This is a genomic window from Stutzerimonas stutzeri (assembly GCF_024448895.1).
Taxonomy (GTDB): domain Bacteria; phylum Pseudomonadota; class Gammaproteobacteria; order Pseudomonadales; family Pseudomonadaceae; genus Stutzerimonas; species Stutzerimonas stutzeri_Q.
On sequence record NZ_JAMOIC010000005.1, the window covers coordinates 164,995 to 187,926 of the forward strand.

21 protein-coding genes are annotated in these 22,932 nt (G+C 61.2%); 14 read left to right on the forward strand and 7 right to left on the reverse strand.

Annotated elements, in window-relative coordinates; all coding sequences use genetic code 11:
- Positions 1-29: 29 nt before the first annotated feature.
- A complete protein-coding gene (gene rimK, locus NA619_RS08125) occupies positions 30-935 on the reverse strand; it encodes a 30S ribosomal protein S6--L-glutamate ligase (protein ID WP_019340871.1) in 906 nt (301 codons plus the stop codon).
- On the reverse strand, positions 932-1,399 hold the full coding sequence (locus tag NA619_RS08130) for an ATP-dependent zinc protease (protein WP_255961292.1): 468 nt from the start codon (positions 1,397-1,399) through the stop codon (positions 932-934). The genes rimK and NA619_RS08130 overlap by 4 nt, the downstream gene beginning before the upstream one ends.
- A 101-nt stretch (positions 1,400-1,500) precedes the next feature.
- On the opposite strand from NA619_RS08130, the gene NA619_RS08135 reads away from it, so the two are divergent.
- The 4 genes from NA619_RS08135 to NA619_RS08150 all read left to right on the forward strand — a co-directional run bounded on the left by NA619_RS08135 (position 1,501) and on the right by NA619_RS08150 (position 5,493).
- Complete coding sequence (locus NA619_RS08135; RefSeq protein WP_255961294.1) at positions 1,501-1,896, forward strand: RNA-binding S4 domain-containing protein; 396 nt, start codon at positions 1,501-1,503, stop codon at positions 1,894-1,896.
- A gap of 133 nt (positions 1,897-2,029) precedes the next feature.
- Positions 2,030-2,923, forward strand: a complete 894-nt coding sequence (gene hslO / locus NA619_RS08140) for an Hsp33 family molecular chaperone HslO (RefSeq protein ID WP_255961295.1) — start codon at positions 2,030-2,032, stop codon at positions 2,921-2,923.
- 154 nt (positions 2,924-3,077) lie between these two features.
- Positions 3,078-4,619 carry a phosphoenolpyruvate carboxykinase gene (locus NA619_RS08145; RefSeq protein WP_255961297.1) on the forward strand — a complete coding sequence of 514 codons (1,542 nt, stop codon included), beginning with the start codon at positions 3,078-3,080 and terminating at the stop codon, positions 4,617-4,619.
- 271 nt (positions 4,620-4,890) lie between these two features.
- Positions 4,891-5,493 (forward strand): nitroreductase family protein, encoded by a 603-nt coding sequence (locus NA619_RS08150; protein ID WP_255961301.1) that lies wholly within the window; start codon positions 4,891-4,893, stop codon positions 5,491-5,493.
- A gap of 89 nt (positions 5,494-5,582) precedes the next feature.
- Here the strand turns inward: NA619_RS08150 and NA619_RS08155 are convergent, their stop codons facing one another.
- A complete protein-coding gene (locus NA619_RS08155; RefSeq protein ID WP_255961302.1) occupies positions 5,583-5,831 on the reverse strand; it encodes a DUF2790 domain-containing protein in 249 nt (82 codons plus the stop codon).
- 316 nt (positions 5,832-6,147) lie between these two features.
- On the opposite strand from NA619_RS08155, the gene NA619_RS08160 reads away from it, so the two are divergent.
- Entirely contained in the window at positions 6,148-8,073 is a 1,926-nt protein-coding gene (locus tag NA619_RS08160) for a RecQ family ATP-dependent DNA helicase (protein WP_255961303.1), read from the forward strand.
- Positions 8,074-8,089: 16 nt separating this feature from the next.
- Here the strand turns inward: NA619_RS08160 and NA619_RS08165 are convergent, their stop codons facing one another.
- Positions 8,090-10,111, reverse strand: coding sequence for an FIST N-terminal domain-containing protein (locus tag NA619_RS08165; protein WP_255961305.1), 2,022 nt, complete (start codon positions 10,109-10,111; stop codon positions 8,090-8,092).
- Positions 10,112-10,434: 323 nt separating this feature from the next.
- On the opposite strand from NA619_RS08165, the gene NA619_RS08170 reads away from it, so the two are divergent.
- Entirely contained in the window at positions 10,435-12,069 is a 1,635-nt protein-coding gene (locus NA619_RS08170; RefSeq protein WP_255961306.1) for a methyl-accepting chemotaxis protein, read from the forward strand.
- Positions 12,070-12,079: 10 nt separating this feature from the next.
- On the opposite strand, the gene NA619_RS08175 is transcribed toward NA619_RS08170, so the two are convergent.
- A complete protein-coding gene (locus NA619_RS08175; RefSeq protein WP_255961310.1) occupies positions 12,080-12,280 on the reverse strand; it encodes a hypothetical protein in 201 nt (66 codons plus the stop codon).
- A 242-nt stretch (positions 12,281-12,522) separates the two neighbouring features.
- Here NA619_RS08175 and NA619_RS08180 point away from each other — a divergent pair, with 242 nt between their 5' ends.
- The 6 genes from NA619_RS08180 (at position 12,523) to NA619_RS08205 (ending at position 18,092) form a co-directional block, all read left to right on the forward strand.
- A complete protein-coding gene (locus NA619_RS08180) occupies positions 12,523-13,440 on the forward strand; it encodes an aldo/keto reductase (RefSeq protein WP_255961311.1) in 918 nt (305 codons plus the stop codon).
- Positions 13,441-13,474: 34 nt separating this feature from the next.
- Positions 13,475-14,770 (forward strand): NTP/NDP exchange transporter, encoded by a 1,296-nt coding sequence (locus NA619_RS08185; RefSeq protein WP_423836813.1) that lies wholly within the window; start codon positions 13,475-13,477, stop codon positions 14,768-14,770.
- 67 nt (positions 14,771-14,837) lie between these two features.
- A complete protein-coding gene (locus NA619_RS08190) occupies positions 14,838-15,419 on the forward strand; it encodes an Sbal_3080 family lipoprotein (protein ID WP_255961313.1) in 582 nt (193 codons plus the stop codon).
- Between the two features lie 172 nt (positions 15,420-15,591).
- On the forward strand, positions 15,592-16,014 hold the full coding sequence (locus NA619_RS08195; protein ID WP_255961314.1) for an HPF/RaiA family ribosome-associated protein: 423 nt from the start codon (positions 15,592-15,594) through the stop codon (positions 16,012-16,014).
- Between the two features lie 138 nt (positions 16,015-16,152).
- Positions 16,153-16,716: a histidine phosphatase family protein gene (locus NA619_RS08200; protein ID WP_255961315.1), complete on the forward strand. Its 564-nt coding sequence runs from the start codon at positions 16,153-16,155 to the stop codon at positions 16,714-16,716.
- A gap of 161 nt (positions 16,717-16,877) precedes the next feature.
- The gene (locus NA619_RS08205; RefSeq protein WP_255961317.1) at positions 16,878-18,092 is read left to right on the forward strand and encodes an aldose 1-epimerase family protein; all 1,215 of its coding nucleotides are present in this window, start codon (positions 16,878-16,880) and stop codon (positions 18,090-18,092) included.
- A 429-nt stretch (positions 18,093-18,521) separates the two neighbouring features.
- On the opposite strand, the gene NA619_RS08210 is transcribed toward NA619_RS08205, so the two are convergent.
- Positions 18,522-18,734: a cold-shock protein gene (locus NA619_RS08210; RefSeq protein ID WP_003281102.1), complete on the reverse strand. Its 213-nt coding sequence runs from the start codon at positions 18,732-18,734 to the stop codon at positions 18,522-18,524.
- A gap of 644 nt (positions 18,735-19,378) precedes the next feature.
- On the opposite strand from NA619_RS08210, the gene NA619_RS08215 reads away from it, so the two are divergent.
- On the forward strand, positions 19,379-20,329 hold the full coding sequence (locus NA619_RS08215) for an alpha/beta fold hydrolase (protein WP_255961319.1): 951 nt from the start codon (positions 19,379-19,381) through the stop codon (positions 20,327-20,329).
- Between the two features lie 347 nt (positions 20,330-20,676).
- Here the strand turns inward: NA619_RS08215 and NA619_RS08220 are convergent, their stop codons facing one another.
- Positions 20,677-21,591, reverse strand: coding sequence for a LysR family transcriptional regulator (locus NA619_RS08220; RefSeq protein ID WP_255961320.1), 915 nt, complete (start codon positions 21,589-21,591; stop codon positions 20,677-20,679).
- A 102-nt stretch (positions 21,592-21,693) separates the two neighbouring features.
- Between NA619_RS08220 and NA619_RS08225 the strand changes: the two genes are divergently transcribed.
- Positions 21,694-22,932, forward strand: coding sequence for a 3-hydroxyacyl-CoA dehydrogenase (locus NA619_RS08225; protein WP_255961321.1), 1,239 nt, complete (start codon positions 21,694-21,696; stop codon positions 22,930-22,932).

Consider the following 22,932-nt stretch of genomic DNA (forward strand, 5'->3'; position numbering starts at 1 on the left):
GGGCGTTGCTGCGCTTCGCAGGGCGCCACTCAACCCTTGCCTTTGGTCCGTGTCAGGTGGGGGCCGGCGTTCTTTTCCAGGTACTGGATGATCAGCCCGGCAACGTCCTTGCCAGTGGTTTCCTCGATGCCCGCCAAGCCCGGCGAGGAATTCACTTCCATCACCAGCGGGCCGTGGTTGGAGCGCAGGATATCGACGCCGGCCACGCTGAGGCCCATTACCTTGGCCGCGCGGATGGCGGTCATGCGTTCTTCCGGGGTGATCTTGATCAGGCTGGCGGTGCCGCCGCGGTGCAGGTTGGAACGGAATTCGCCGGGCTTGGCCTGGCGCTTCATGGCGGCGATCACCTTGTCGCCGACAACGAAGCAGCGGATGTCCGCGCCGCCGGCTTCCTTGATGTATTCCTGAACCATGATGTCCTGCTTGAGGCCCATGAAGGCCTCGATCACCGACTCGGCCGCCGTGGCGGTTTCGCACATGACCACGCCGATTCCCTGGGTGCCTTCGAGCACCTTGATCACCAGTGGTGCGCCGTTGACCATCTGGATCAGGTCGGCGATGTCATCCGGTGAGTGCGCAAAGCCGGTCACCGGCAGGCCGATGCCGCGACGCGAGAGCAATTGCAAAGAGCGCAACTTGTCGCGCGAACGGGCGATCGCCACTGATTCGTTAAGCGGGAAAACACCCTGCATCTCGAACTGGCGCAGCACGGCGCAGCCATAAAAAGTGACCGAGGCGCCGATCCGCGGAATCACCGCATCGAAGCCCTCGAGCGGACGGCCGCGGTAGTGAATCTGTGGCTTGTGGCTGGCGATGTTCATGTACGCGCGCAGGGTATCGATTACCACGACCTCATGGCCGCGTTGCTGGCCAGCCTCCACAAGGCGGCGGGTCGAATATAAACGAGGGTTGCGCGACAGCACGGCGATTTTCATTGGGCACCGGGAGAGGTAAGGGTCTGGGGTTTTTCCTGCACGTAAGTGCGTGCAGGGTCGACCAGCCATTTGCCGTCCATCAAGGCTTTTGACCCAAGCAGGAGGCGATAGCGCATGGTCTTGCGGCAGGTAAGGGTAAATTCCACGGGCCATAGATGATCGCCCAGCGCGAGCAGCGTTCGGACGACGTAGCGAGTTTGCACGTGCCCGTTGGAGCTCTTGATGATTTTGCGGGTGACCAGCGGCGCTTCGCAGCGGTGACGACGCTGCACCAGGGTGCCCAGATGAGCAGTGAATCGAACCCAGCGCTTGCCTTCGCGTTCGAATTCGCTGATGTCTGTGGCATGCAGGGCCGAGGTGCTGGCGCCAGTATCGATCTTCGCGCGCAGACCGACCACGCCGAGCTCAGGCAAGGCGATCCATTCGCGCAAACCGATGATTGTCTGGAGGTCGGGATTGTTCAAAAAGCGTATCCAGTAGATTTCCGCGCATTCTAGACAGGGCGCATGACAACCGCACCCGTCTTGTGACCCTATGACAACGTAACGACAAACAGAGTTGAACAATGAGCGAGAAAGACGACGGCAAGGTCCGTTTGGACAAGTGGTTATGGGCGGCACGGTTCTTTAAGACACGGGCCCTGGCAAAGGCGGCCATCGAGGGCGGCAAGGTTCACTGCCGCGGCGAGCGGTGCAAGCCGAGCAAGGAGCCCAAGATTGGCGAAGAGCTGGTGATTAGGCTCGGCTTCGATGAGCGCACCGTGGTCATCCAGGCGCTGTCAGCGGTACGCAAGGGCGCGCCGGAAGCACAGCTGCTCTATTCCGAAACCGCCGAAAGCCTGGTTCGCCGCGAAAACGCCGCAGCCATGCGTAAGTCCGGCAGCCTGGGCGTGGAAACCGATGGCAAGCCGAGCAAGAAGCAACGTCGCGCCTTGCAGCGCTTTCGCTCGGACGCAGGTTGAATGCCGCCGGTTGGACGGTCGCCACTTTCGCCCTAGAATGCGGTCCCTTCTCTCAGGCGCCGGTAAAGACGCAAAGGCTCGCCGAGTCTCGCATCCCTTACCGCTCTGATCGCCACCTGCTCTGGTCATGCCCATGCTCGATTCCGATTACACCCAGCGTTTCCTTTTCGATGACACCGACGTGCGCGGCGAGTGGGTCGGGCTTGAACGCAGCTACGCCGAGGTGCTGGCCAAGCACAATTATCCGGAGCCGGTCGCTCAACTGCTCGGTGAACTCCTCGCGGCAGCTGCCTTGCTGGTCGGCACCCTGAAGTTCGACGGCTTGATGGTGCTGCAGGCGCGTTCTTCCGGCGCGGTGCCGCTGCTGATGGTCGAATGTTCCAGCGACCGGGAAGTCCGCGGAATTGCCCGTTATGACGAGTCGCTGCTGTCCGCTGATGCGACCTTTTCGGAGCTGATGCCCGACGGCGTCCTGGCGATGACCATCGACCCGGCCAACGGGCAGCGTTATCAGGGCATCGTTGCGCTGGATGGCGTGACCTTGGCCGATAGCCTGTCCAACTATTTCGCCTCCTCCGAGCAATTGCCGACGCGCTTCTGGCTCGCTGCCGACGGCCGTCGTGCCTGCGGCATGTTGCTGCAGCAGCTCCCGGCCGATCGCATCCGTGACGGCGAAGAGCGCGAAGCCAGCTGGCAGCACCTGCGCACCCTGGCCGATACCTTGTCCGCCGAGGAGTTGCTCGGTCTCGACACCCAGACGGTACTGCATCGCCTCTATCACGAAGAGCAGGTTCGCCTGTTCGAGCCACGCGCAATCGTGTTCCGCTGCAGTTGCTCACGTGAGCGCTCGGCCAACGCGGTGATCAGCCTTGGTCACCAGGATGCTGAGCAGCTATTGGCAGAGCAGGGCGGGGCCATCACCATCGATTGCCAGTTTTGCAACCACAGCTACCGCTTCGACGCGGCCGATATTGCCCAGCTGTTCGCTGGCGCCGGAACCGCAGGACCCTCCGGCACGCGCCATTAAAAGGGAGGGGGCGTAGAACCTTTTCGCCATTACGCCCTCATACCCAGCGCAGCGTCATTTCTGTCATAATCGCGCGCACTTTTTTTCGGTGTAGTCCACTGTTCCGTGGGCTACAACAGCATGGAGGATTCGGCCCAAGGCCGACGGGAAACTCATGACGCAAGCCACTAACGCCGTGTACATCGATATCAGCACCGCTCAACTGATTGAAGAAGCCATCCAGCGCGGTGAGGGTGAATTGGCCGCCAATGGCGCGCTCGTCGTGAAAACCGGCCATCGGACCGGTCGTTCGCCAGCTGATCGCTTCATCGTCGAAGAGCCCAGCACCAAGGATTCCATTGCGTGGGGCCCGATCAACCGTCCGTTCCCCGCCGACAAGTTCGACGCCCTGTGGGATCGCGTCGAGGCCTTCAACAAGGCTCAGGATCACTTCGTTTCCCACGTTCATGTAGGTTCTTCCGAAGGCCACTACCTGCCAGTCAAGATGTCCACCGCGACGGCTTGGCAGAACCTCTTCGGTCGCCAGTTGTTCATCAATCCCGAGCAGTACAACCCAGCCGGGAAAGACGAATGGCAAGTGCTTAACGTTGCCAACTTCGAATGCTCACCTGAGCGCGACGGCACCAATTCCGACGGTTGCGTGATCATCAACTTCGCCCAGAAGAAGGTCCTGATCGCGGGCATGCGTTACGCCGGTGAAATGAAGAAGGCCATGTTCTCAGTGCAGAACTACCTGCTGCCGGAAGTGGACGTGCTGCCGATGCACTGCGCGGCGAACATTGGCGATGATGGCGATGTCACCCTGTTCTTCGGTCTGTCCGGCACCGGCAAGACCACCCTCTCGGCCGACGAGTCACGCCACCTGATCGGCGACGACGAGCACGGTTGGGGCACCGGCGTGGTGTTCAACATTGAAGGCGGTTGCTACGCCAAGTGCATCGACCTGTCCGAGAAGAACGAGCCGGTAATCTGGAAAGCCATCCAGTTCGGGACCGTGCTGGAAAACGTCGTACTCAACGACGAGCGCGTCGCTGATTACACCGACGATAGCCTGACCCAGAACAGCCGCGCCGCTTACCCGCTGGAGTACGTTGAGAAGCGCTCCGAGAAGAACCTCGGTGGCGAGCCGAACGCGGTGATCTTCCTGACCTGCGACCTGACCGGCGTTCTACCGCCCGTCTCGATCCTCAATGAAGAGCAGGCGGCCTACCACTTCCTTTCTGGCTACACCGCGCTGGTCGGCTCCACCGAAATGGGCTCGGGCAGCGGCATCAAGTCGACCTTTTCCACCTGCTTCGGCGCGCCATTTTTCCCGCGTCCGGCCGGTGTCTACGCCGAGCTGCTGATCAAACGCATCCAAGCGTTCGGCTCCAAGGTCTATCTGGTCAACACCGGCTGGACTGGCGGTGGTTACGGTGTCGGCAAGCGTTTCAACATCCCGACCACCCGTGCGGTGATTGCAGCGATCCAGAGCGGCGCGCTGATCGGTGCCGAAACCGAGCACCTGCCGATCATCAACCTCGACGTGCCGAAGGCCGTTGCCGGTGTCGACACCCAGCTGCTCAACCCGCGCAACACCTGGTCCGACGGCAACGCCTACGACGAAGCGGCGAAGGAGCTGGCGAACAAGTTCATCGAGAACTTCAAGAAGTTCGACGTCTCCGACGCCATCAAGGCCGCTGGCCCGCAGCTGTAAATCGCAGCGCATCAGCCTGACAAAAAGCCGCCCTCGGGCGGCTTTTTCGTGGGCGCTCATATGAGTCGAACAGGCTTGGTAGATGGAAGAAACCGCGCTCTGTTGCGCCTGCAAGCGTCGGCACCCTTCCGCCGCCTGAGGCCCGCTTTCGTGGGACTAGGACCTCCACAGATCGGGCGAGCCGATAGATTCCATCAGCCGAGGCGGATGGATTCGATGGATGCCCGGGCATAGCATAGCGGCCACGTTTACACCCCATTGGAGCTACGCCATGCAGATCGAAGAAGCCATCCAGACTCGTCGCGCCGTCAAAGCCTACGACGCCAGCTTTCAACTCAGCCGTGAAGAAAAGGACGAACTGCTGCAGATAGCATTGCTCGCGCCGTCTGCCTTCAACCTGCAGCACGTACGTTTCGTCGAAGTCAGCGACCCGGCACTGCGCGCGCAGATCCGCGAGGTGGGCTGGAACCAGGCACAAATGACCGACGCCTCGATGCTGGTGGTGGTCTGCGCGCAGCTCGACAGCTGGGAAAAGAATGTCCGCCGCGTTTGGGAAGGCGCGCCGAGCGAAGTGCAGGATTACATGGCCGGCGCCATCGACAACTACTACCGCGGCAAGCCGCAGGTGCAGCGTGACGAGGCCATGCGCAGCTGTGGTCTGATGGCGCAGACGCTGATGCTGGCCGCGCGTGGGAAAGGGCTGGACTCGTGCCCTATGGACGGTTTCGACTTCGACGCGGTGGCCAAGCTGATCAACCTGCCGGACAACCACGTCATCGCCATGATGGTCGCTGTGGGCAAGCGAGCGGCTGACCCCAAGCCGCGCATTGGCAAGCTTCCGCTGGAAGAGGTCATCATTCGCGATCGTTTCTGATTGCCCTGGGCAAATCCACGCCCCACTGAAGAAGTGCGCCGATCGGCCTGAAGGCGGATCGGCGGTTGCTTGTCTCGAACTTCTGCTGCTTAGTTCTGGTTCTTGCAGCTGTCGGCCAGGGTTCGGTAGGCGAGCTTGCGGACTTCCCCTGAAGGATCCCGATAGGTCATGACAGCATCTGTCACTTCGCAATAGGGCGTTGGCTGAATCTTGATGGAGACCACCGAAGCAATATCGAGTCGGGTGCCATAGGTGTAAGGCTCGGGTTCGCTGCTGTTGGCATGGGCAAGCGAGGCGGCTGAAAGAAGCAAGGCAGCTGTAGCAAGGGTAACGCGCATGGCAGGAAATCCTGTTTCTGGTCTGTAGGTCCGTTCCTGTTCGCGGGGCGGGATCACCTGATCCAGCGGCGCTTATGCTTGTTTTCAGGAGCCCGACGATCGTAAAACTTGCTAGCTTGCTAACGATAATTGCCGATGCCAATCCAGCCGATTGACTGAAATGCCTGGCCGTTTCGCTTGTTGCCTGTCCTCTGCCTTTCTGGAGGGCCGGCTCGATACGCTTTCCAGACGGCTGACCGTTACCCTCCCGCCGCTTTGCAGTACCGTCTCCCTCCTTTTGCTACCCTCCGGCCTCCAGTCAAAGGAGTGACTCCGCATGATCGAACAGACCCTCAAGCAGACTTTCGGCTACGACGGCTTTCGTCCCGGCCAGGATCAGGCCATTCGCGCTGTGGTGGCCGGGCGCTCGGCGGCCGCTATCTTTCCCACCGGGTCGGGCAAGTCCTTGTGTTATCAGCTGCCGGCGCTGCTATTGCCTCATCTCACCTTGGTCGTTTCGCCGCTGTTGGCGCTTATGCAGGACCAGCTAGCTTTCCTGCATCGGCACGGCATCGCCGCAGCCAGCATCGACTCGGCGCAGAGCCGCGAGCAGGCCAGCGACACCATGGCCCGAGCCAAGTCCGGCGAACTGAAAATCCTGATGATTTCGGTGGAGCGGCTCAAGAACGAACGCTTCCGTAACTTCATCAGCCAAGTGCCGATCTCGTTGCTGGTCGTCGATGAGGCGCATTGCATTTCCGAGTGGGGGCACAACTTTCGCCCGGATTACCTCAAGCTTCCCGACTACCAGCGCCAATTCAATATCCCGCAGGTGCTGCTGCTGACCGCCACGGCGACACCGCCCGTGATTGCCGATATGCAGAGCAAGTTCGCCATCGCCGCGGATGATGTGGTGACTACCGGCTTCTACCGGCCCAATCTCAATCTGTTGGTGGAGCCGGTCAGCGGCTTTAACAAGCAGCGCCGGCTGGTGGAATGGCTGGCCGACAAGAGTGGTCAGCCGACCATCGTCTACGTCACCCAGCAGAAGACGGCCGAGCAGGTTGCCGAGCATCTGGCGCAGCGCGGCTTCCCGGCCAGCGCCTACCACGCCGGCATGGCCCACGAGTTGCGTGAGTCCATCCAGCGACGCTTCATGGCCGGCGAGCTGAACTGCATCGTTGCCACCATTGCCTTTGGTATGGGCATCGACAAATCGGACATCCGCAACGTGGTGCACTACGACCTGCCCAAGTCGGTGGAGAACTACAGCCAGGAGATCGGCCGTGCCGGCCGCGATGGCAAGCCATCGGATTGCCTGGTGCTGGCCAACCGGGACAGCCTCAGCGTGCTGCAGAATTTCGTCTATGGCGACACACCGGAGATCGATGGCATCCGCTGCGTACTCGATGAATTGCGTCAGGCAGGCGCTGGCGGGCAATGGGAGTTGATGCTCAACCAGCTGTCGGACCAGAGCAACATCCGCCAGTTGCCGCTGAAAACCCTGCTGGTGCAGTTGGAGCTGCGCGGCATCATCGCGCCACGCTTCGCCTATTTCGCCGAGTACCGCTTCAAGTACCTGCTCGAACCCGAGGTGCTGGTGGCGAAATTCGAAGGCGAGCGGCGGCAGTTCGTCGAGGCCATCGTGCACAGCTCGGCACGGGCGCGGACCTGGTGCACGCTGGATTTCGATGCGCTCTACCAGCAGCACGGTGCGGACCGTGGACGGGTGGTAAAGGCCCTGGAGTACTTCCAGGAAAAAGGCTGGATCGAGCTGGAGAGCAAGCAGATGACCGACGTCTATGCGCTGCTCGATCCAGACTTCGACGCAGAGGGCTTGAGCATCGAACTGCATGAATACTTCAAGCAGCAAGAAGCGAGCGAGATCACCCGCATCGACAACATGCTGGCGCTGTTCGAATCCAGCGAATGCCTGAGCCAGCGGTTGGCGGCCTATTTCGGGGACCAGCAGGCGCCGCAAAGGTGTGGCCATTGCTCGGTCTGTCGCGGGCAGGTTGCGCAACTTCCTGAGCCACCGGCGCTGGCACCGCTCAACGACGTCGCCCTCGACGCCCGCTGCGCCGAATTCAGTCAGCGTTTTACGCAGCTGAAGGGCGGTGCGCCCAGCGCCGAATGCCTGACGCGTTTTCTCTGCGGCATCAGCGTGCCGGTGTTCACCAAGCTCAAGGCGCGCCAGATCCCAGGCTTCGCCTCGCTGGAGGCTTATCCCTACGCCGAGGTTCGCGCGCGGCTGACGCGTTAGCCATTGGCGAAGAGCCTTAGCGCGCGGTCAGGCCGATCAGCCGGTCGGCGACGCCCTTGGTCTGGCGTGAGGTGCCGGCGGTTAGGTTGCTCGAGTTCTCCAGTGCGTCGAGCAGCCCGGTCAGCGAGCCGACACCAGCCGATTGCGTCTCGATGTGTTGCGCCACCGCGCGAATCTCGCTGGCCAGACGGTCGATGTCGGTGCCGATTTCCTCGGCGTTCTTGCCGGTGATCTCGGCCAGCTTACGTACCTCGTCGGCCACCACCGCAAAACCGCGGCCCATATCACCGGCGCGCGCCGCCTCGATCGCCGCATTGAGCGCTAACAGGTTGGTCTGCCCGGCGATCTGCTGGATTGTCTGCACCACCGACTGGATGCGCTGACTGGACTGCGCCAAGTCGCGGGCGCTGCTGACCACCTCGTCGGCCTGGTGGACCATCTGTTTGACCGAGCTGCCGGCCTGTTCAATGACGGTGCCCTGCTGATTGATGTTCAGCGTCAGGTCGTCCATCGACCCGTGCAGCTCGTTGGCGCACTGGCTCAGCTGCTCGGACATCGAGTGCCGTTCATGATCAGCCTGGGACAGCACCTGGCCAAGGTCGGCCAGGCCGCGGAACACCGGCCGGATGTGCTCATCCAGCCCGCTGACGTCCACGGCGCTGCTGTAATCCTGGCGCTTGAACTGCTCGATCTGCTTGACCACCACCTGGCTGAGGCCGGTTAGCTTCTTGATCTGTCGGCGCAGGAAGAACGCTTTGAACTCACCGTGATAAGCGATGAAGTTGTCGGTGTACTCGTCGTGAAATTCGTCCTTGCCGTTGGTGCGAAAGAAAAACACAGCGGTCAGCGTCTGATTGAGGTTGAGGCCGAGAATCTCGCCGAAGGTCGAGTAACCGGCCACCGGTACGTCATCGAACACCGGGTCCATGCCGCCCAGTGCCTGCTCGTTGTTCAGCCGGCGCAAGATGCAGTCGTTGAGGATGCCCACCAACGGCTTGCCGGGCTTGTTCTGCATGAATCGTTGATAGTCGCGGCGGGTGGTTTCGGCCAGCGGCGTGCGCTTGACCATGATCAGCTCCTCGCCGGGCGCGACGTCGCAGAAAAGGTGGACGCGTTCGTTGGTGAAGTCGATCTGCGAGATCGAGCGGACGAACACTTCCTCGCCGACGCGAATGGCGAAGGAGTAGTCCGAGAGCCGCTGCTCCAGCTCCTGCGGCGCGCATTTGAGCGCCTCGCACAGCGCCTGGACCATGGTGCGGATGTTGCCGCGAGCGTCGACCACCTGGCTGATGTAGCGGTCTTCCAGGGAAGCGCTGAGTACGCTCAGGCTGAGTGGCGTCGGTTCGAAGTTCTGGCTCTTGAACACGCCGAAGCGTACGTCCCGCGCGCACTTGAGAAAGACGATCAGCGCGTGGTTCTGGTAGCTGCGTTTGCCGTCGTGCAGCTGGGTCTTCTGAAAATCCAGCTTGCCACCGGCCGAGCCGCCGACGAACAGGCAGGGGAAGCGACCGGACTCGTACAGCGCTTCCATGAAGAAGGACTCCGAAGCGGACAGGCCGTCAAAGAAGATATTCGCCAAGGTGTCGCGGTAATCAATCTTCATCGACACCTGCACCCGCTTGATCGACGCCGTGAGGCGCGCGATGCGCTCGCCCATCGACAGCCGCTGACCCTGGCCACGGATGTCCTCGCACTCCAGCGGCACACGGACGATCTCGGCAGCGGCGATGACGCTGGCGTCGAACAGCTGCAACACCACCCGATCCCATTGCGCGCCGGTCGCACAATAAAGCCGCTGGCCTTCGCTCGACAGCTCGCCCGCGGTAGTGCACAGGCTGACCGTTGCCTGCGGAAAACGCTGCGCCACCTGCCTGGCGACCTCATCCAGATTCACATGCGGCGAGACGAAGCCGGCAATGTAGGTCGGGTTGAAGCGCAGGGCGGCGAGTTGCTGTCCGAGCTGCGGAGCCGAGCAGAGCAGGCTCGCCGTGCCCGTGGATTGCGTATGGCCTGGCTTGAATCGGGAGAGCGAAATCATGAGCGTTACTCGCGCTGAGGAAGGAGGCGGGAAACTCGGCCGCTGCCGCACTGATCGGTGTGGGCCATCGGAGGCTGTCTGTTGTTATCGGCGGCAGTGCCGCGAGCCGCATGGCCGTTCGGTGCCGATAAAGTCATCCACTTTATCGGCACCTGTATCGAAGATCGCCATGCCACTTTGGTCTTCATCCAAAAGTACTGGGTCAGGCGGCTAGTCAGGGTCTGCGGCGTACCAGCGGTGAATGTTGTGCAAAAAACGACCAGCGGCCTGCTGGGTCGCGGCCTTCGGCCGATAGCACTGACAAGCCCTTTTGGAGCGAAGCCATGTCTCGCTTTCTCACCGATCTCGGATTCCGCTGGAAAATAACCCTGCCCATTGGCGCATTGGCCCTGTTGCTGATTCTGATGGGTGTCTTTGGCATGCGCGGCATCGAACGTGTCGCCGAGTCCACCGAACGGCTGGCGGACCGACGTCTGCCTGCTATAAGCCTCTTGCTCAACGCCGACCGTGACCTGTATCAGGCATTTCTTGCCGAGCGCAGCCTGCTCGACAGCGATGCCGGAGACCATGTGCAGTCGCTGCGTGACAGCCATGCGGAAAACGTCAAGCAGGCCTACGATCGGGTCCAGAAGTACGCCGCCATGCAGCCTGGCGCCGAAGCGATGGCGCTGGTCGAACAGTTCAATCGCGGATTTCAGCAGTGGTCTGAAGTCTCCCAGCGCGTGCTCAATCAGATTGATCTGGACCCACACGCGGCGAGTGCGCTGAGTTTCGGCGACAGCGAGGCGCGCTTCGATGCGATGCGTGACGCCATCGACAAGCTGGGCGATCTTGAGGATGCCGCTGCGAACAGCGAAGGCAAGGCGGCCGTCGCAGAAGGGTCGGCGACGGCTAAACAGCAGGGTGCGGTGCTGGCCGTGGGCTTGCTCGGGTGCGTGCTACTGGTGCTCGGCCTGCCGCTGGTGGTGCTGCGGCCGATGCGTCGCCTGCTGGAGCGCGTGCAGCAGATTGCCGAAGGCGATGGCGACCTGCGGGTACGGCTCGAGGTTCGTTCGGCCGACGAACTCGGGCAGTTGGGTAATGCCTTCAACCGCTTCCTCGACAAGTTGCAGCCGCTGATTGCGGAAGTTGGACGGGTGACCGGTGAGGTCGACGCCGCCGCGCGCGACATGGCGAGAATGGCGGCCACCAATGACCAGCTGATCAGCAGCGAGCACGCTGCTGTCGATCAGGTCAGCACGGCTGCGACACAGATGAGCGCCGCCGTCCACGAGGTTGCGCAGAATGCGCAGGGTGCCTCCGACGCGGCCCTTGCAGCACAGACCCAGTCTCGCCAGGGCGCCGTCGTAGTCAGCGACACGGTTCAGTCGATCCGCCAGCTTGCCCAGGAAGTGGAAAGCACTTCGCAGACCATCGAGGCGCTGGCCGAAGAAACCAACAGCATTGGCGCGGTACTGGAAGTGATTCGTGGCATCGCCGAGCAGACCAATCTGCTGGCGCTGAACGCCGCCATCGAGGCGGCCAGGGCCGGTGAGCAAGGTCGCGGCTTCGCCGTGGTGGCCGATGAGGTGCGCGCGCTGGCCGGGCGCACTCAAGACTCGACCAAGGACATTCAGGTGCGTATCGAGCGCTTGCAGGGTGGTGTCGCGAAGGCGGTGCTGGCCATGCAAAGCGGTAGCGGCAAGGCGCGCGACAGCGTCGAGCGGGCAGCCGGGGTCGATCAGGTCCTGGCTGAGACGACTCACTCGGTGCAGCGTATCAACGACATGGCCGCGCAGATCGCTACAGCCTGCGAGGAGCAAAGCAGCGTTACCGAGGAAATTGCGCGCAACATCAGTGATATTCGCGATCTCTCCAACGACGCAGCGGCGAATTCGGCGAGCAGCATGCAAGCCAGTCAGCAGCTTTCAGCGCTGTCGCAGACACTGGCGACGCTGGTCGGCCGTTTTCAGGTTTGACGCCGGGCGCTCAACAGGCGGCGAGCGCGCCCCCTAGCAACTTGCCGACGCCCGCGTCGGCCGGCAACAGCAGCAGGCTGATCAGAAAGACCAGCAGCAGGCCAAGGGCATACAACAGGTTGAGCCAACGCCGTCGTCGCCGTCGCCGTCGATGTGTCGGTGCCTGGTGGCGGGCCGTTTGGCCGTCAGGCTGGGCGTGGTTCTGATGCATCGTTGTCTCGATGGAGCGGCGTCATGCGCCGCGGCCGTTCAGGGCGGCAGAGTAGATCGCAAATAGAGTCATAATGCCACTACTACGAGGGGCCGCTGATCGACGGCGCTACGCTGACCTGTTGCGCGGCCGTGCTGTTACAAACGGAAAAGCTCTTCTCGTTCGATCCTCCGGTGTTTGAGGGCATGTCGACCATACTCAACCGTCGATCTGCCGAATCGCCTTGCCCGGAGACCTCGCCAATGCCTACGCGCCGCCAGATGCTTCATCGATCCGCCCTGTTAGCCACGCTCGCCGCGCTCGGGCCGTTGCTGCCGTCACTGGCGAGGGCGGCAGAGCCGCTGCGGATGCGCAAGATCCCGGCATCAGGCGAGATGTTGCCGGTGATCGGGCTGGGTACGTCGATCACGCACAATGTGAGCCTGGATAGTGCAGAGATGCAGCAGCTGCTCGAAGTGCTGCGAGTATTGGTGGATGGTGGTGCCCAGCTGATCGACACCGCGCCCAGCTACGGCAACGCTGACCGCGTGGTGGGCGAGCTGGTGCAGCGGCATGGGGCGCGTGAGCAGGTCTTCCTGGCGACAAAGGTATCCTCCACCGGCCGTGACCGCGGCATGGCTCAGATCGAAGAGAGCTTCAAGGCACTGCAGACCGACACCATCGATCTGATCCAGGTGCACAACCTGCAGGACACCAGCACCCAGCTCGGCCTGCTGCGCGAGCTCAAGGAAGAGGGCCGAATTCGCTACATCGGGGTGACGCATTACGTCGAATCCGCCCATGATCGCCTGCTCGAAGTTCTCAAGCAGGAGCCCGTCGACTTCGTGCAGTTCAACTATTCGGTCAGCGAGCGCAACGCCGAAAAGCAGCTGCTGCCGTATTGCGCCGATGAGGGTATCGCCACGCTGATCAATCGACCTTTCACCCGCGGCAATCTGCTTTCACGGGTCAAGGACAAACCCCTTCCCGACTGGGCTTCCGAGATCGATGCCAGCTCGTGGGCGCAGCTGCTGCTCAAGTTCATTCTGGCTGAACCGGCGGTGACGGCGGTGATTCCTGCCACGTCCAACCCGCGGTACATGGCTGACAACATACTGGCCGGACAGGGGCGCTTGCCGGATGCGCGCCAGCGGAAATTGATCGTCGACGCCTTCCGTTGACGCGTCTGTACGCCAACTTCGCGGAGGCTGAAGGGTGATCACAGTCGCCACGCGGGCCGCCGCGCTGGTCAACGCCCGGCCCGGCGAATTGCGCGCGGCCCTCGCCGGCTTCGGGCTGTTCTTCTGCCTGTTCTCCGGCTACTTCATGCTGCGCCCGATTCGCGAGTCGATGGGCATCCAGGGCGGCGTCGAGAATCTGCAGTGGCTGTTCACTGCGACCTTCTTCGCCATGCTGCTGGCAGTCCCGCTGTTCGCCTGGCTCAACTCGCGCGTGGCGCGCATTCACTATATCGACTGGGTATACGGCTTCTTCTGCGTCAACCTGCTGCTGTTTGCCGGGTTGTTCTACTTGCTGCGTGACAGCATCTGGCTGGCGCGGGTGTTCTACGTGTGGATTTCGGTCTACAACCTGTTCGTGGTGTCAGTGGCCTGGAGCCTGATGGCCGATGTGTTCGACGCGCCGCAGGCACGGCGCCTGTTTGCCTTCATCGCCGCTGGCGCCAGTGTCGGTGGGCTGGTCGGGCCTGCCATGAGCGCCTTGCTGGTGGGCGTACTTGGCCAGTTTGGGCTGATGCTGTTGGCAGCGCTGCTGCTGGCGGCTGCGGTGGCGATCAAGCACTACCTGATGGATTGGCGCGAGGTATTGGGCGCGGGCAGGCCCGGCGCAGAGCATGCCGAAAGCCCCCGGCGACCGGTCGCCGGCAATCCGTTCAGCGGCCTCACTCGTGCGCTGGGCTCGGGATATCTGCTGGGTATCGCGGCCTTCGTACTGCTCCTGACCACCGCCAGCACCTTCCTCTATTTCGAGCAGGCCCGGCTGGTGGCCGAACTCTTCCCTGATCGGGCGGAGCAGGTGAGGGTCTTCGGCGCCATTGATTTCGTGGTGCAGGCCGGTGCGCTCCTGTCACAGCTGTTCATCACCGGGCGTATCGCTCAGCGGCTTGGCGTGAGGGTGTTGCTGACGGCGGTGCCGGTGCTCGTTTGCCTGGGCTTCGTCGGGCTGGCCCTGGCTCCGACGTTCGCGGTGTTGGCCGCGGTGATGATCGTGCGGCGCATCGGTGAGTACGCCTTCGTCCGCCCGGGACGTGAAATGCTCTTCGCCCCGCTGGATGCCGAAAGCAAGTACAAGGCGAAGAACTTCATCGATACCGTCGTCTATCGCGGCGGCGATGCCATGAGCGGCTGGGCCAAGAGCCTGCTCGACAGCCTCGGCCAGGGTGCCTGGCTGGTGGCCCTCTTAGGTGCGTTCTGCGCGGGGATATGGGGCGTGGTGGGCTGGTTCCTCGGGGCTCGCGCCGATCAGGCCAGCCGGTCTTCGGAGCGCGATTAGGCGAAGCATGTGGGACCGCGGAATTGCTGGCAAAATGCCAACAATCTCACACTGACAGAATGTCACCATGCGCGCCAAACCACTGCTCCTGCTTATCGCCTCCCTTGCCATAACTGGCTGCAGCATCAAGCAAACCGTCACCCCAGCCAGTCTGTCCGCTGAACTGGCGCCGGAAATCTGCACCATTCCTGCGCCTGGCTTGCGCGCAGGCTTCAACACCACATACCAGCAACTGCTTCGCGACAAGGGCTTCAGAACCCGGCAGCTGTCACCCGGGAGCAGCCCGGCTCGCTGCCCTCTCAGCACGACCTACACCGGTACATGGCGATGGGATCTGCTGCTGTACATGAACCACGCCGACATCCGGGTCTACGAGAAGGGCCGCCAGGTAGGGCAGGCCGAGTACGACGCACGCTGGGGAGGTGGTCGTCCCGACAAGTTCATCAGTGCAGAAAACAAGATTGCCGAACTGACGGATCAGCTCTTCCCTCAAGGGGCAAGAGGCCTGGGCACGGTCGCTCCGCAGGCCGCTGTAACCGCGCCGCTGAGCAAGGAGGTCTATCGCCAGGACCAGCTGCAGCGGCTGCAGGGCGAAGGGCTGCCCTATGAAGAATATCAGCGGCGCTACCGCCAAATGATGCAGGACTAGCGTCTGACGCCGTCGGCGCGAGGCGATGCCCAGCGCGCGCACCGCTTCACTGACCTGGGTCAGCCGAGGTCAATCAACGTCTGGCGACAATTCATACAGACGAAGCCGCTGAACCTCGGCGGTGCAGGCGCCTCGAACCTTAGTAGGTACGTCATCAATCAGGAGTAGTCGTATGCAAGTTCAAGTCAACAGCCACCACATCCCCGGCAGTGTCGAGCTGCATGAATGGGTTGGTTCGACAGTAGAGGAGCGGCTGGAGCGGTTTGACGATTTCCTCACCCGCATCGAAGTTCACCTCAGCGACGAGAACGCACAAAAGGCCGGCGCCGATGACAAGCGCTGCCAGATCGAAGCCCGTCCCAAGGGTCATCAGGCCGTATCGGTCACGCACAAGGCCGAGTCGGTTCAGCTCGCGGTCGATGGTGCGGCTGAGAAAATGCGTCATGCCCTTGAACATCTGATGGGCAAACTGGATACCAAGGTGCTCTCCGGTGGCGAGCTCAATGATCCGTTGCTCGACGAGCAACCACAGGCGGTCAAGGACGCCATGCTCGAGGAAGAGTTTCTCGAGAAACAAGACGCGCTCGATAAGTAAGATCGCAGGCCCCGGTGCTCAACCGGGGCTGTCACTAACGCTCAGGCATTGAGCGAGACATCAATCTTTTCCCGCCACTCGGAACCCGCCCCAGCCGGTGCGTTTCGAATGCGCATTCCATCTATCCGGTAATTCCCCATGCAAATCATCCTGGTGCGTCACGGGCGGCCCGATCATGGCGGTGCGTCCTGGAGCACCCCGGCCGGCATGAAGACCTGGGTCGAGCGCTACAACGCCGCAAACGTCGTCGGCCACGAGCGACCGGATACCCTGAGGCAGCTGGCCGCCTCCGCTGACATGGTGGTCTGCAGCTCGTTGCTGCGTTGTGTGGAATCTCGCGATCACCTGCATTGCGAATGCACGACAGAACCTGATCCGCTGTTCAAGGAGGCGCACCTTCCGCATCCCGAATGGACCTTTCCATTGATGCCTTCGCGTTTCTGGCGTCTCACGTTTCGAGCGGCATGGTTCCTGGGTTTCGCCAGCAATACCGAACCGGTCAGTGAGTCACGACGGCGCGCAAGCGCAGCCGCTGACAAGCTCATCGAGCTGGCGGAAACCCACGGCAACGTATTGCTGATGGGCCACAAGATCATGAATGCACTGATCGCCACCGAGTTGCGCAGGCGCGGCTGGAAAGGACCGGCGATGCCGCTGCTGTCCGGCTATTGGCACCCGAGTCGTTACCGAAAGCCCTCGTGATTGCTCTTGTACCGAGTGGATAGCGAGTTGCCTGCGCGTCCGGTCAGTACCTGACTCCATTGCAAAAAGACAGCTATTCCCCCTCCAGCGGACCGCCCTGGTTTGCAAGCTGAAACGTTTCAGCTAACGTGTCGTGAGGTGCATAACAAAAAGGAACCTTCATGACTCGTTTGCCACTCTTCTGCGGCCTGACCTTTTGCCTGGTGAATCCGGCAATCGCTTGGGAGCAGGTAATGATCGATCCAGAAACTCCCGCCAAAAACTGGCAAGTGACCAGTGAAGAGCTCGGCATCAAGGCCGAGAAGCCATTCAAGGTCAGCATGCGCACGCTTCACGGTGGTCGTCAGGAAGGCGTCAGCCTGATCGAGATCGACAACGGTGCGATGCGGATGACGGTGATTCCGACCCGCGGGATGAATGTCCTCGAAGCAGTAGCCGGCGATGTGCGCCTGGGCTGGGATTCCCCGGTGGACGAAGTGGTCAACCCGGCCTTTATAGAGCTCAATGGCCGCGAAGGGCTGGGCTGGCTGGAAGGGTTCAACGAGCTGGTAACCCGCTGCGGGTACGAGTGGGTCGGCCATCCTGGAAAAGACAATGGCGAGCTGCTCACTCTGCATGGCCGCGCCGCCAACATCCCGGCTTCGCGCGTGGTGCTGGAGATCGACGAGAAGCCGCCCTACGCCATCCGCCTGCGTGGCGAGTTGAAGGAAAAAGCATTCAAGAAGGTCGATTTCGCCATCCTGACCGAGTTGAGTACCGAGCCCGGCCGTCACGGTTTTTCGCTCCATGACACCCTGACCAATCAGGGTGACTACGCTCATGAGTACCAGGCGCTGTACCACACCAACTTCGGCACGCCTTTACTGGAGGAGGGGGCTCGCTTCGTGGCGCCGGTCAAGCAGGTGTCGCCGTTCAACGCCAAGGCCGGGAAGGAGCTGGCTGATTGGCAGGCCTACCGCGGCCCGACCGCAGACTATGACGAGACCGTCTACAATGTCGTGCCTTTCGCTGACGAGGAAGGGGAGACGCTGACCATGTTGCACAACCGGAATGCCGAACGCGGCGTGACCGTTGGATTCAATACACGTGAGCTGCCGGTTTTCTCGCTTTGGAAAAACACCGATACCGAAAAGCAGGGCTACGTGACCGGCCTTGAGCCCGGCACCAGTTATTCCTACAACCGTGCATACCAGCGACCGCTGGGGTTGGTGCCAACCATCGAGCCGGGCGAGCAGAAGCATTTCCGTGTCAGCTACGAGTTGCTGTTGGACAAGGCAGCCGTGGCGGATGCGCGCTCCCGAATCGAAGCGATCCAGGGCGACCGCAAGACCGAGGTCAGGCAAGAGCCTCTGGTTGATCTGGATAAGAAGGGCTAATGAATGTTCAGCGCTGGACGCTGTGGGAAGGCGCGGTCGCGCTCACGCACCTCCCATCCCGGAGCGTCCATGTGCAGCCATAGCGAAAGGCTTACAACAGGTCGCGTCGATCGGCGATTTTACTCCTCAACCGAATTGCTTAATCTGCACCCACTCTGAAGCGCAGGACGCGCTCAGGATCAGGAAGATCGACCATCGCCAGGACGGCACTCGAAGGGACTTCGGATAAGGTCAGAAAGAACCCGCTTCGGCGGGTTTTTGCTTTTCCGGAGATTAATATCCGGCCGATAACAGCTGCTTCAGCCAGCGCGGGTCTTAGTTTTGATCAGCCGCGCACTACACGTCTGTCCTCGACCCGCTGCGCTCAAATCACTATATAGCAGACACAAAAAAGCCCCGCCGGAGCGGGGCTTTTCTTAATCAGGCGTCTTAGGAGACTTGAACCTGATCAGCCTGCATTCCCTTCTGGCCTTTAGTAGCCATGAAAGAAACAGCTTGGCCTTCGCTCAGGCTTTTAAAACCTGCGCTTTCGATCGAACGATAATGAACGAACAGGTCTTCGCTGCCGTCGGTCGGCGTAATGAAGCCGAAACCTTTTTCATCGTTGAACCACTTAACTGTGCCATTTTGACGAGTAGACATGAGTATCTCCCAGGTGTTTTAAGGCTGCAGCGCTGAACCGTTCGGCGCCGAGACTGAGAAGCGAGAAGCAAAACGAACCGAGGAGATGAAACAGAGAAACATCATGCCGGGTGTCGAAGTGTTAATTGCGAAGCAGTGGTCACGAATATACGCAGATAAAAATATAAGTACAGCTTTTGTTTTATTTAGATTGATATTCGGCTGATTAACTGAAGCGAATTTCCAGTGTAATAGCTAATTTTCAGTTAATTTTTCTGGCCTCCTTTCAGGAGAAATAAGTCCGATATTAATCCTTAGATATTTAGGTCTTTGTGCATATATATGCGCCGGCCGCCGTCTGGCTTTCGCATTATCAAAATAATCGCAAAACTGCTTCACGAGTAATGAGCGTCGTGTCCAAAGCGCCTTTGTTGTAGATGAAGCGGTAGAGAGGTCGCGCTGTAGCCGCGATCGCCGACCCTGCCTGCGATCACGCCTTCCGAACTCGTCCCTGCGGTCTGCAAACCTTTCTTTTCGCATTAGACGATCTGCATCATTTCCTGGATCTTTTGAATCCATTCGATTCCTTCAGATGGGCAACATAGCTTCATCGGCCGGTACACACCGCCGGCCGGACAAGCGTTCTACCTATCGAGGAAATGATCATGAGCACACTGAATCGCGCACTGACTCTTGCCGCCCTAACGCTGGCCACCGCCGTCACAGCACAAGCCGCTGGAGCTGTCGACTCCCGCTCTGCTGCAACCCTAGGCAGCGAACGCTCCGAAAGCTATGTCACGACGAAGGACGGTGTCAGCCTCTACTACAAGGACTGGGGCCCGCGTGATGGCCAGGTCGTTACCTTCAGCCACGGTTGGCCACTAAATGCCGATAGCTGGGAGTCGCAGATGATGTTCCTGGCGTCGAAAGGCTATCGCGTCGTCGCTCATGACCGCCGCGGCCATGGCCGCTCCAGCCAGCCGTGGGAAGGCAACGACATGGACCATTACGCCGACGACCTTGCGGCTGTCCTCGAAGCACTGGACCTGAAGGATGCGACCCTTGTCGGCTTCTCGACCGGCGGCGGCGAGGTGGCGCGCTATATCGGTCGCCATGGCACGGAGCGTGTGAAGAAAGCAGTGCTGGTCGCTTCGGTGCCGCCGCTGATGCTTAAGACCGAGAGCAACCCCGACGGCGTGCCGCAGGAGGTGTTCGACGGCCTCCGCCAGGCTTCGCTGGACAACCGTTCGCAGCTGTATCTGGATATCGCATCCGGCCCCTTCTTTGGCTACAACCGTCCAGGTGCAACGCCGTCACAGGGGCTGATCCAGTCCTTCTGGGTGCAGGGCATGCAGGCAGGCCACAAGAACACCTACGATTCGATCGCCGCGTTTTCGGCTACCGATTTCCGCGAAGACCTGAAGAAATTCGATGTGCCCACGCTGGTGATTCATGGCGACGACGATCAGATCGTGCCGATTGATACCTCCGCCCGTGCCTCGGCGGCCATCGTCAAAGGTGCCGAGCTCATCGTGTATCCAGGCGCGCCCCACGGCCTGGCGGACACCCACAAGAACCGCCTTAACCAGGACCTGCTGGATTTCCTCAGAAAGTGATGATGTCAAGGCCAGCTCCGCGATGCGGAGCTGGTCGCTGCCGCGGGCGCCCGTGATGGGCGGTCGGGGTTGCAATACTGCTGAGCGTAGCGGGACAGCGGAACGACAGGTTTGTTTCAGCTATAGCGAAAGGCTTACAAGAATCCCAGACTTTGGCTCTTTTGTACCGGCATTCGGATGCTTAATCTATGCCCATCTCTGAAGCGCAGGACGCGCTCAGGATCAAGGAAGATCGACCATCGCCAGGAGGGCACCCGGAAGGATTCGGAATGGTCAGGAAAAACCCGCTTCGGCGGGTTTTTTGTTGCTTGAGAAAAAAGTGCCTGCCTCCAGCACTCCCGCCGTGGCTATCGCTCACCTGTGCGGTTGCTGCCCACCGCCACGATCTGTTCGATAAGCCACTGCAACGCTGCATCTCGCTCGCGCTGGGCGACACTGACGATGTCCAGCTGAAAGGTGCCGAGATCGAACGGCAAATCGAAAAGCTGCAAGGGCAGCAATCCTGCGAAATGCCGGGCGAGGCCCGTCGGAAGCACAGCGGCAAGGTCGCTGCTGGCCACGATATGGGCCGCTTGCAGGTAGTTCGGTGTCGTGTAGACGACGTCTCGCTTAAGGTCGTGATCTTCCAGCCATTGATCCACCATGCCGCGGGTCTGCCCGCCATGAACCCACAGATGGCGCAGCCGCAGGAACCCCGGCAGATCTAGTTCACCCTCGATCAATGGATGGTGTTGGCGTAGCGCCACCTGCAGCGTTTCACTGGCCCAGCGGCGGCTGTGGAAGCGGGTCGGCACATCAAGGAACCGTCCGACCGCCAGATCGATCTCCCCGTTATCCAACGCTTCGGCGGGCAGGGAGGGCGTCAGGTGCTGGATCGCCAGCTGGATGCCCGGCGCCACCTTCGCCAGATGCGCCATCAGCGCGGGCATGCAGATCAGCTCTACATAGTCGGTCACGGCGATGACGAAGCGCTGCCGGCTGGTCGCTGGATCGAAGAAATCACCGGCATTGAGCGTGTGTTCGATCTGCAGCAAGGCATCGCGAATCGGCGCTTCGAGGCTCAGCGCGCGGGGCGTCGGTTGCATGGCCCGGCCGACCCGCACCAGCAGTGGATCATCGAGCAATTCACGCAACCGATTGAGCGCATTACTGACCGCCGGTTGGCTGAGTGACAGGCGCTCGGCGGCGCGTGAAACGTTGCGCTCTCGCAGCAAGGCGTCTAGCACGCGGAGCAGGTTAAGATCGAAGCTGTAGATATTCATCGGATGAATTTGAAACATCACAAGACTAAATTTCAAAAATAGTAGCGTCTTCGTCTATCGTTGGTCTCCAGTTTTTTCTGCCTTGCGACGAGGACTGCTGCAATGAGCCAAGACCGCTTCGATATCCAGACCGCCGCCGTGATCGGTGCCGGCACCATGGGCCGCGGGATCGTCATGAGCCTGGCCAACGCCGGCGTGCAGGTGCTGTGGCTGGACAACAACCCCGAGATGCTGGAGCAGGCGCTGGGCGTGGTGGCCGACACCTACGCGCACAACGTGCGCCAGGGTCGCATCGACGAGTCTCAGGCGCAGGCACGCCGTGCCTGCATCACCAAAGCGGCTGATTACCAGGCGCTGGCCGATGTGGATCTGGTGATCGAGGCGGTCTACGAGAATCTCGAGCTCAAGCAGAACATCTTTCGCGAGCTGGACGGCATCGTGAAGCCGAGCGGCATTCTTGCCAGCAACACCTCGGCGCTGGATATAGACGCCATCGCTGCAGTCACCAATCGCCCCGAACAGGTCGTAGGCCTGCACTTCTTCAGCCCGGCGCACATCATGAAGCTGCTGGAGATCGTCCGCGGCGCGAAGACTTCCAAAGCGGTGCTCGAAGCATCCACCGCGCTCGGCAAGCGCATGGGCAAGGTCAGTGTGGTCGCCGGCAACTGCCCGGGCTTCATCGGCAACCGCATGCTCGCCACCTATGTGCGCGAGGCGCGGATGATGCTGCTCGAAGGCGCCTATCCGCATCAGGTGGACGCCGCGCTGCAGGGCTTCGGTTTTGCCATGGGCCCGTTCCGCATGTACGACGTGGTCGGCATCGACCTGGAGTGGCGCGCCCGTGAACTGTCCGGCAAGGGCAAGGATGAGCCTGAGGTGCAGGTCGACAATCGTCTCTGCGAGCTGGGCCGCTTCGGCCAGAAATCGCGCATGGGCTACTACCGCTACGCCGAGGGCAGTCGCCAGGCCGAGCACGATCCTGAGGTCGACGCGCTGGTGCAGCGTGAGTCCGAGCGGCTCGGCTATGAGCGTCGCGAGATTGGCAGTGAGGAAATCCTCGAGCGCTGCCTGCTGGCACTCGTCAACGAGGGTGCGAAGATCCTGCAGGAAGGCATGGCCGAGTCCAGTACCGACATCGACACCGTCTGTCTCAATGGCTACGGCTTCCCGGCTGAAGTCGGCGGGCCGATGACCTGGGCCGATCGTCAGGGGCTTCCGGCCATTCGTGATCGCCTGAATGCCTTGGCCGAGCAGCACGGCGAGCACTGGAAGCCTGCCGAGCTGATCGACAGCCTGGCCACTCTTGGCGGCCGCTTCGCCGACCACAAGAAGGAGGCTTGA

Bases quoted from the DNA above. Each gene is read 5' to 3' on its own strand.
- rimK (WP_019340871.1), bottom strand. From the start codon at position 935: ATGAAAATCGCCGTGCTGTCGCGCAACCCTCGTTTATATTCGACCCGC.
- NA619_RS08135 (WP_255961294.1), top strand. From the start codon at position 1,501: ATGAGCGAGAAAGACGACGGCAAGGTCCGTTTGGACAAGTGGTTATGG.
- hslO (WP_255961295.1), top strand. From the start codon at position 2,030: ATGCTCGATTCCGATTACACCCAGCGTTTCCTTTTCGATGACACCGAC.
- NA619_RS08145 (WP_255961297.1), top strand. From the start codon at position 3,078: ATGACGCAAGCCACTAACGCCGTGTACATCGATATCAGCACCGCTCAA.
- NA619_RS08150 (WP_255961301.1), top strand. From the start codon at position 4,891: ATGCAGATCGAAGAAGCCATCCAGACTCGTCGCGCCGTCAAAGCCTAC.
- NA619_RS08155 (WP_255961302.1), bottom strand. From the start codon at position 5,831: ATGCGCGTTACCCTTGCTACAGCTGCCTTGCTTCTTTCAGCCGCCTCG.
- NA619_RS08160 (WP_255961303.1), top strand. From the start codon at position 6,148: ATGATCGAACAGACCCTCAAGCAGACTTTCGGCTACGACGGCTTTCGT.
- NA619_RS08165 (WP_255961305.1), bottom strand. From the start codon at position 10,111: ATGATTTCGCTCTCCCGATTCAAGCCAGGCCATACGCAATCCACGGGC.
- NA619_RS08170 (WP_255961306.1), top strand. From the start codon at position 10,435: ATGTCTCGCTTTCTCACCGATCTCGGATTCCGCTGGAAAATAACCCTG.
- NA619_RS08175 (WP_255961310.1), bottom strand. From the start codon at position 12,280: ATGCATCAGAACCACGCCCAGCCTGACGGCCAAACGGCCCGCCACCAG.
- NA619_RS08180 (WP_255961311.1), top strand. From the start codon at position 12,523: ATGCCTACGCGCCGCCAGATGCTTCATCGATCCGCCCTGTTAGCCACG.
- NA619_RS08190 (WP_255961313.1), top strand. From the start codon at position 14,838: ATGCGCGCCAAACCACTGCTCCTGCTTATCGCCTCCCTTGCCATAACT.
- NA619_RS08195 (WP_255961314.1), top strand. From the start codon at position 15,592: ATGCAAGTTCAAGTCAACAGCCACCACATCCCCGGCAGTGTCGAGCTG.
- NA619_RS08200 (WP_255961315.1), top strand. From the start codon at position 16,153: ATGCAAATCATCCTGGTGCGTCACGGGCGGCCCGATCATGGCGGTGCG.
- NA619_RS08205 (WP_255961317.1), top strand. From the start codon at position 16,878: ATGACTCGTTTGCCACTCTTCTGCGGCCTGACCTTTTGCCTGGTGAAT.
- NA619_RS08210 (WP_003281102.1), bottom strand. From the start codon at position 18,734: ATGTCTACTCGTCAAAATGGCACAGTTAAGTGGTTCAACGATGAAAAA.
- NA619_RS08215 (WP_255961319.1), top strand. From the start codon at position 19,379: ATGAGCACACTGAATCGCGCACTGACTCTTGCCGCCCTAACGCTGGCC.
- NA619_RS08220 (WP_255961320.1), bottom strand. From the start codon at position 21,591: ATGAATATCTACAGCTTCGATCTTAACCTGCTCCGCGTGCTAGACGCC.
- NA619_RS08225 (WP_255961321.1), top strand. From the start codon at position 21,694: ATGAGCCAAGACCGCTTCGATATCCAGACCGCCGCCGTGATCGGTGCC.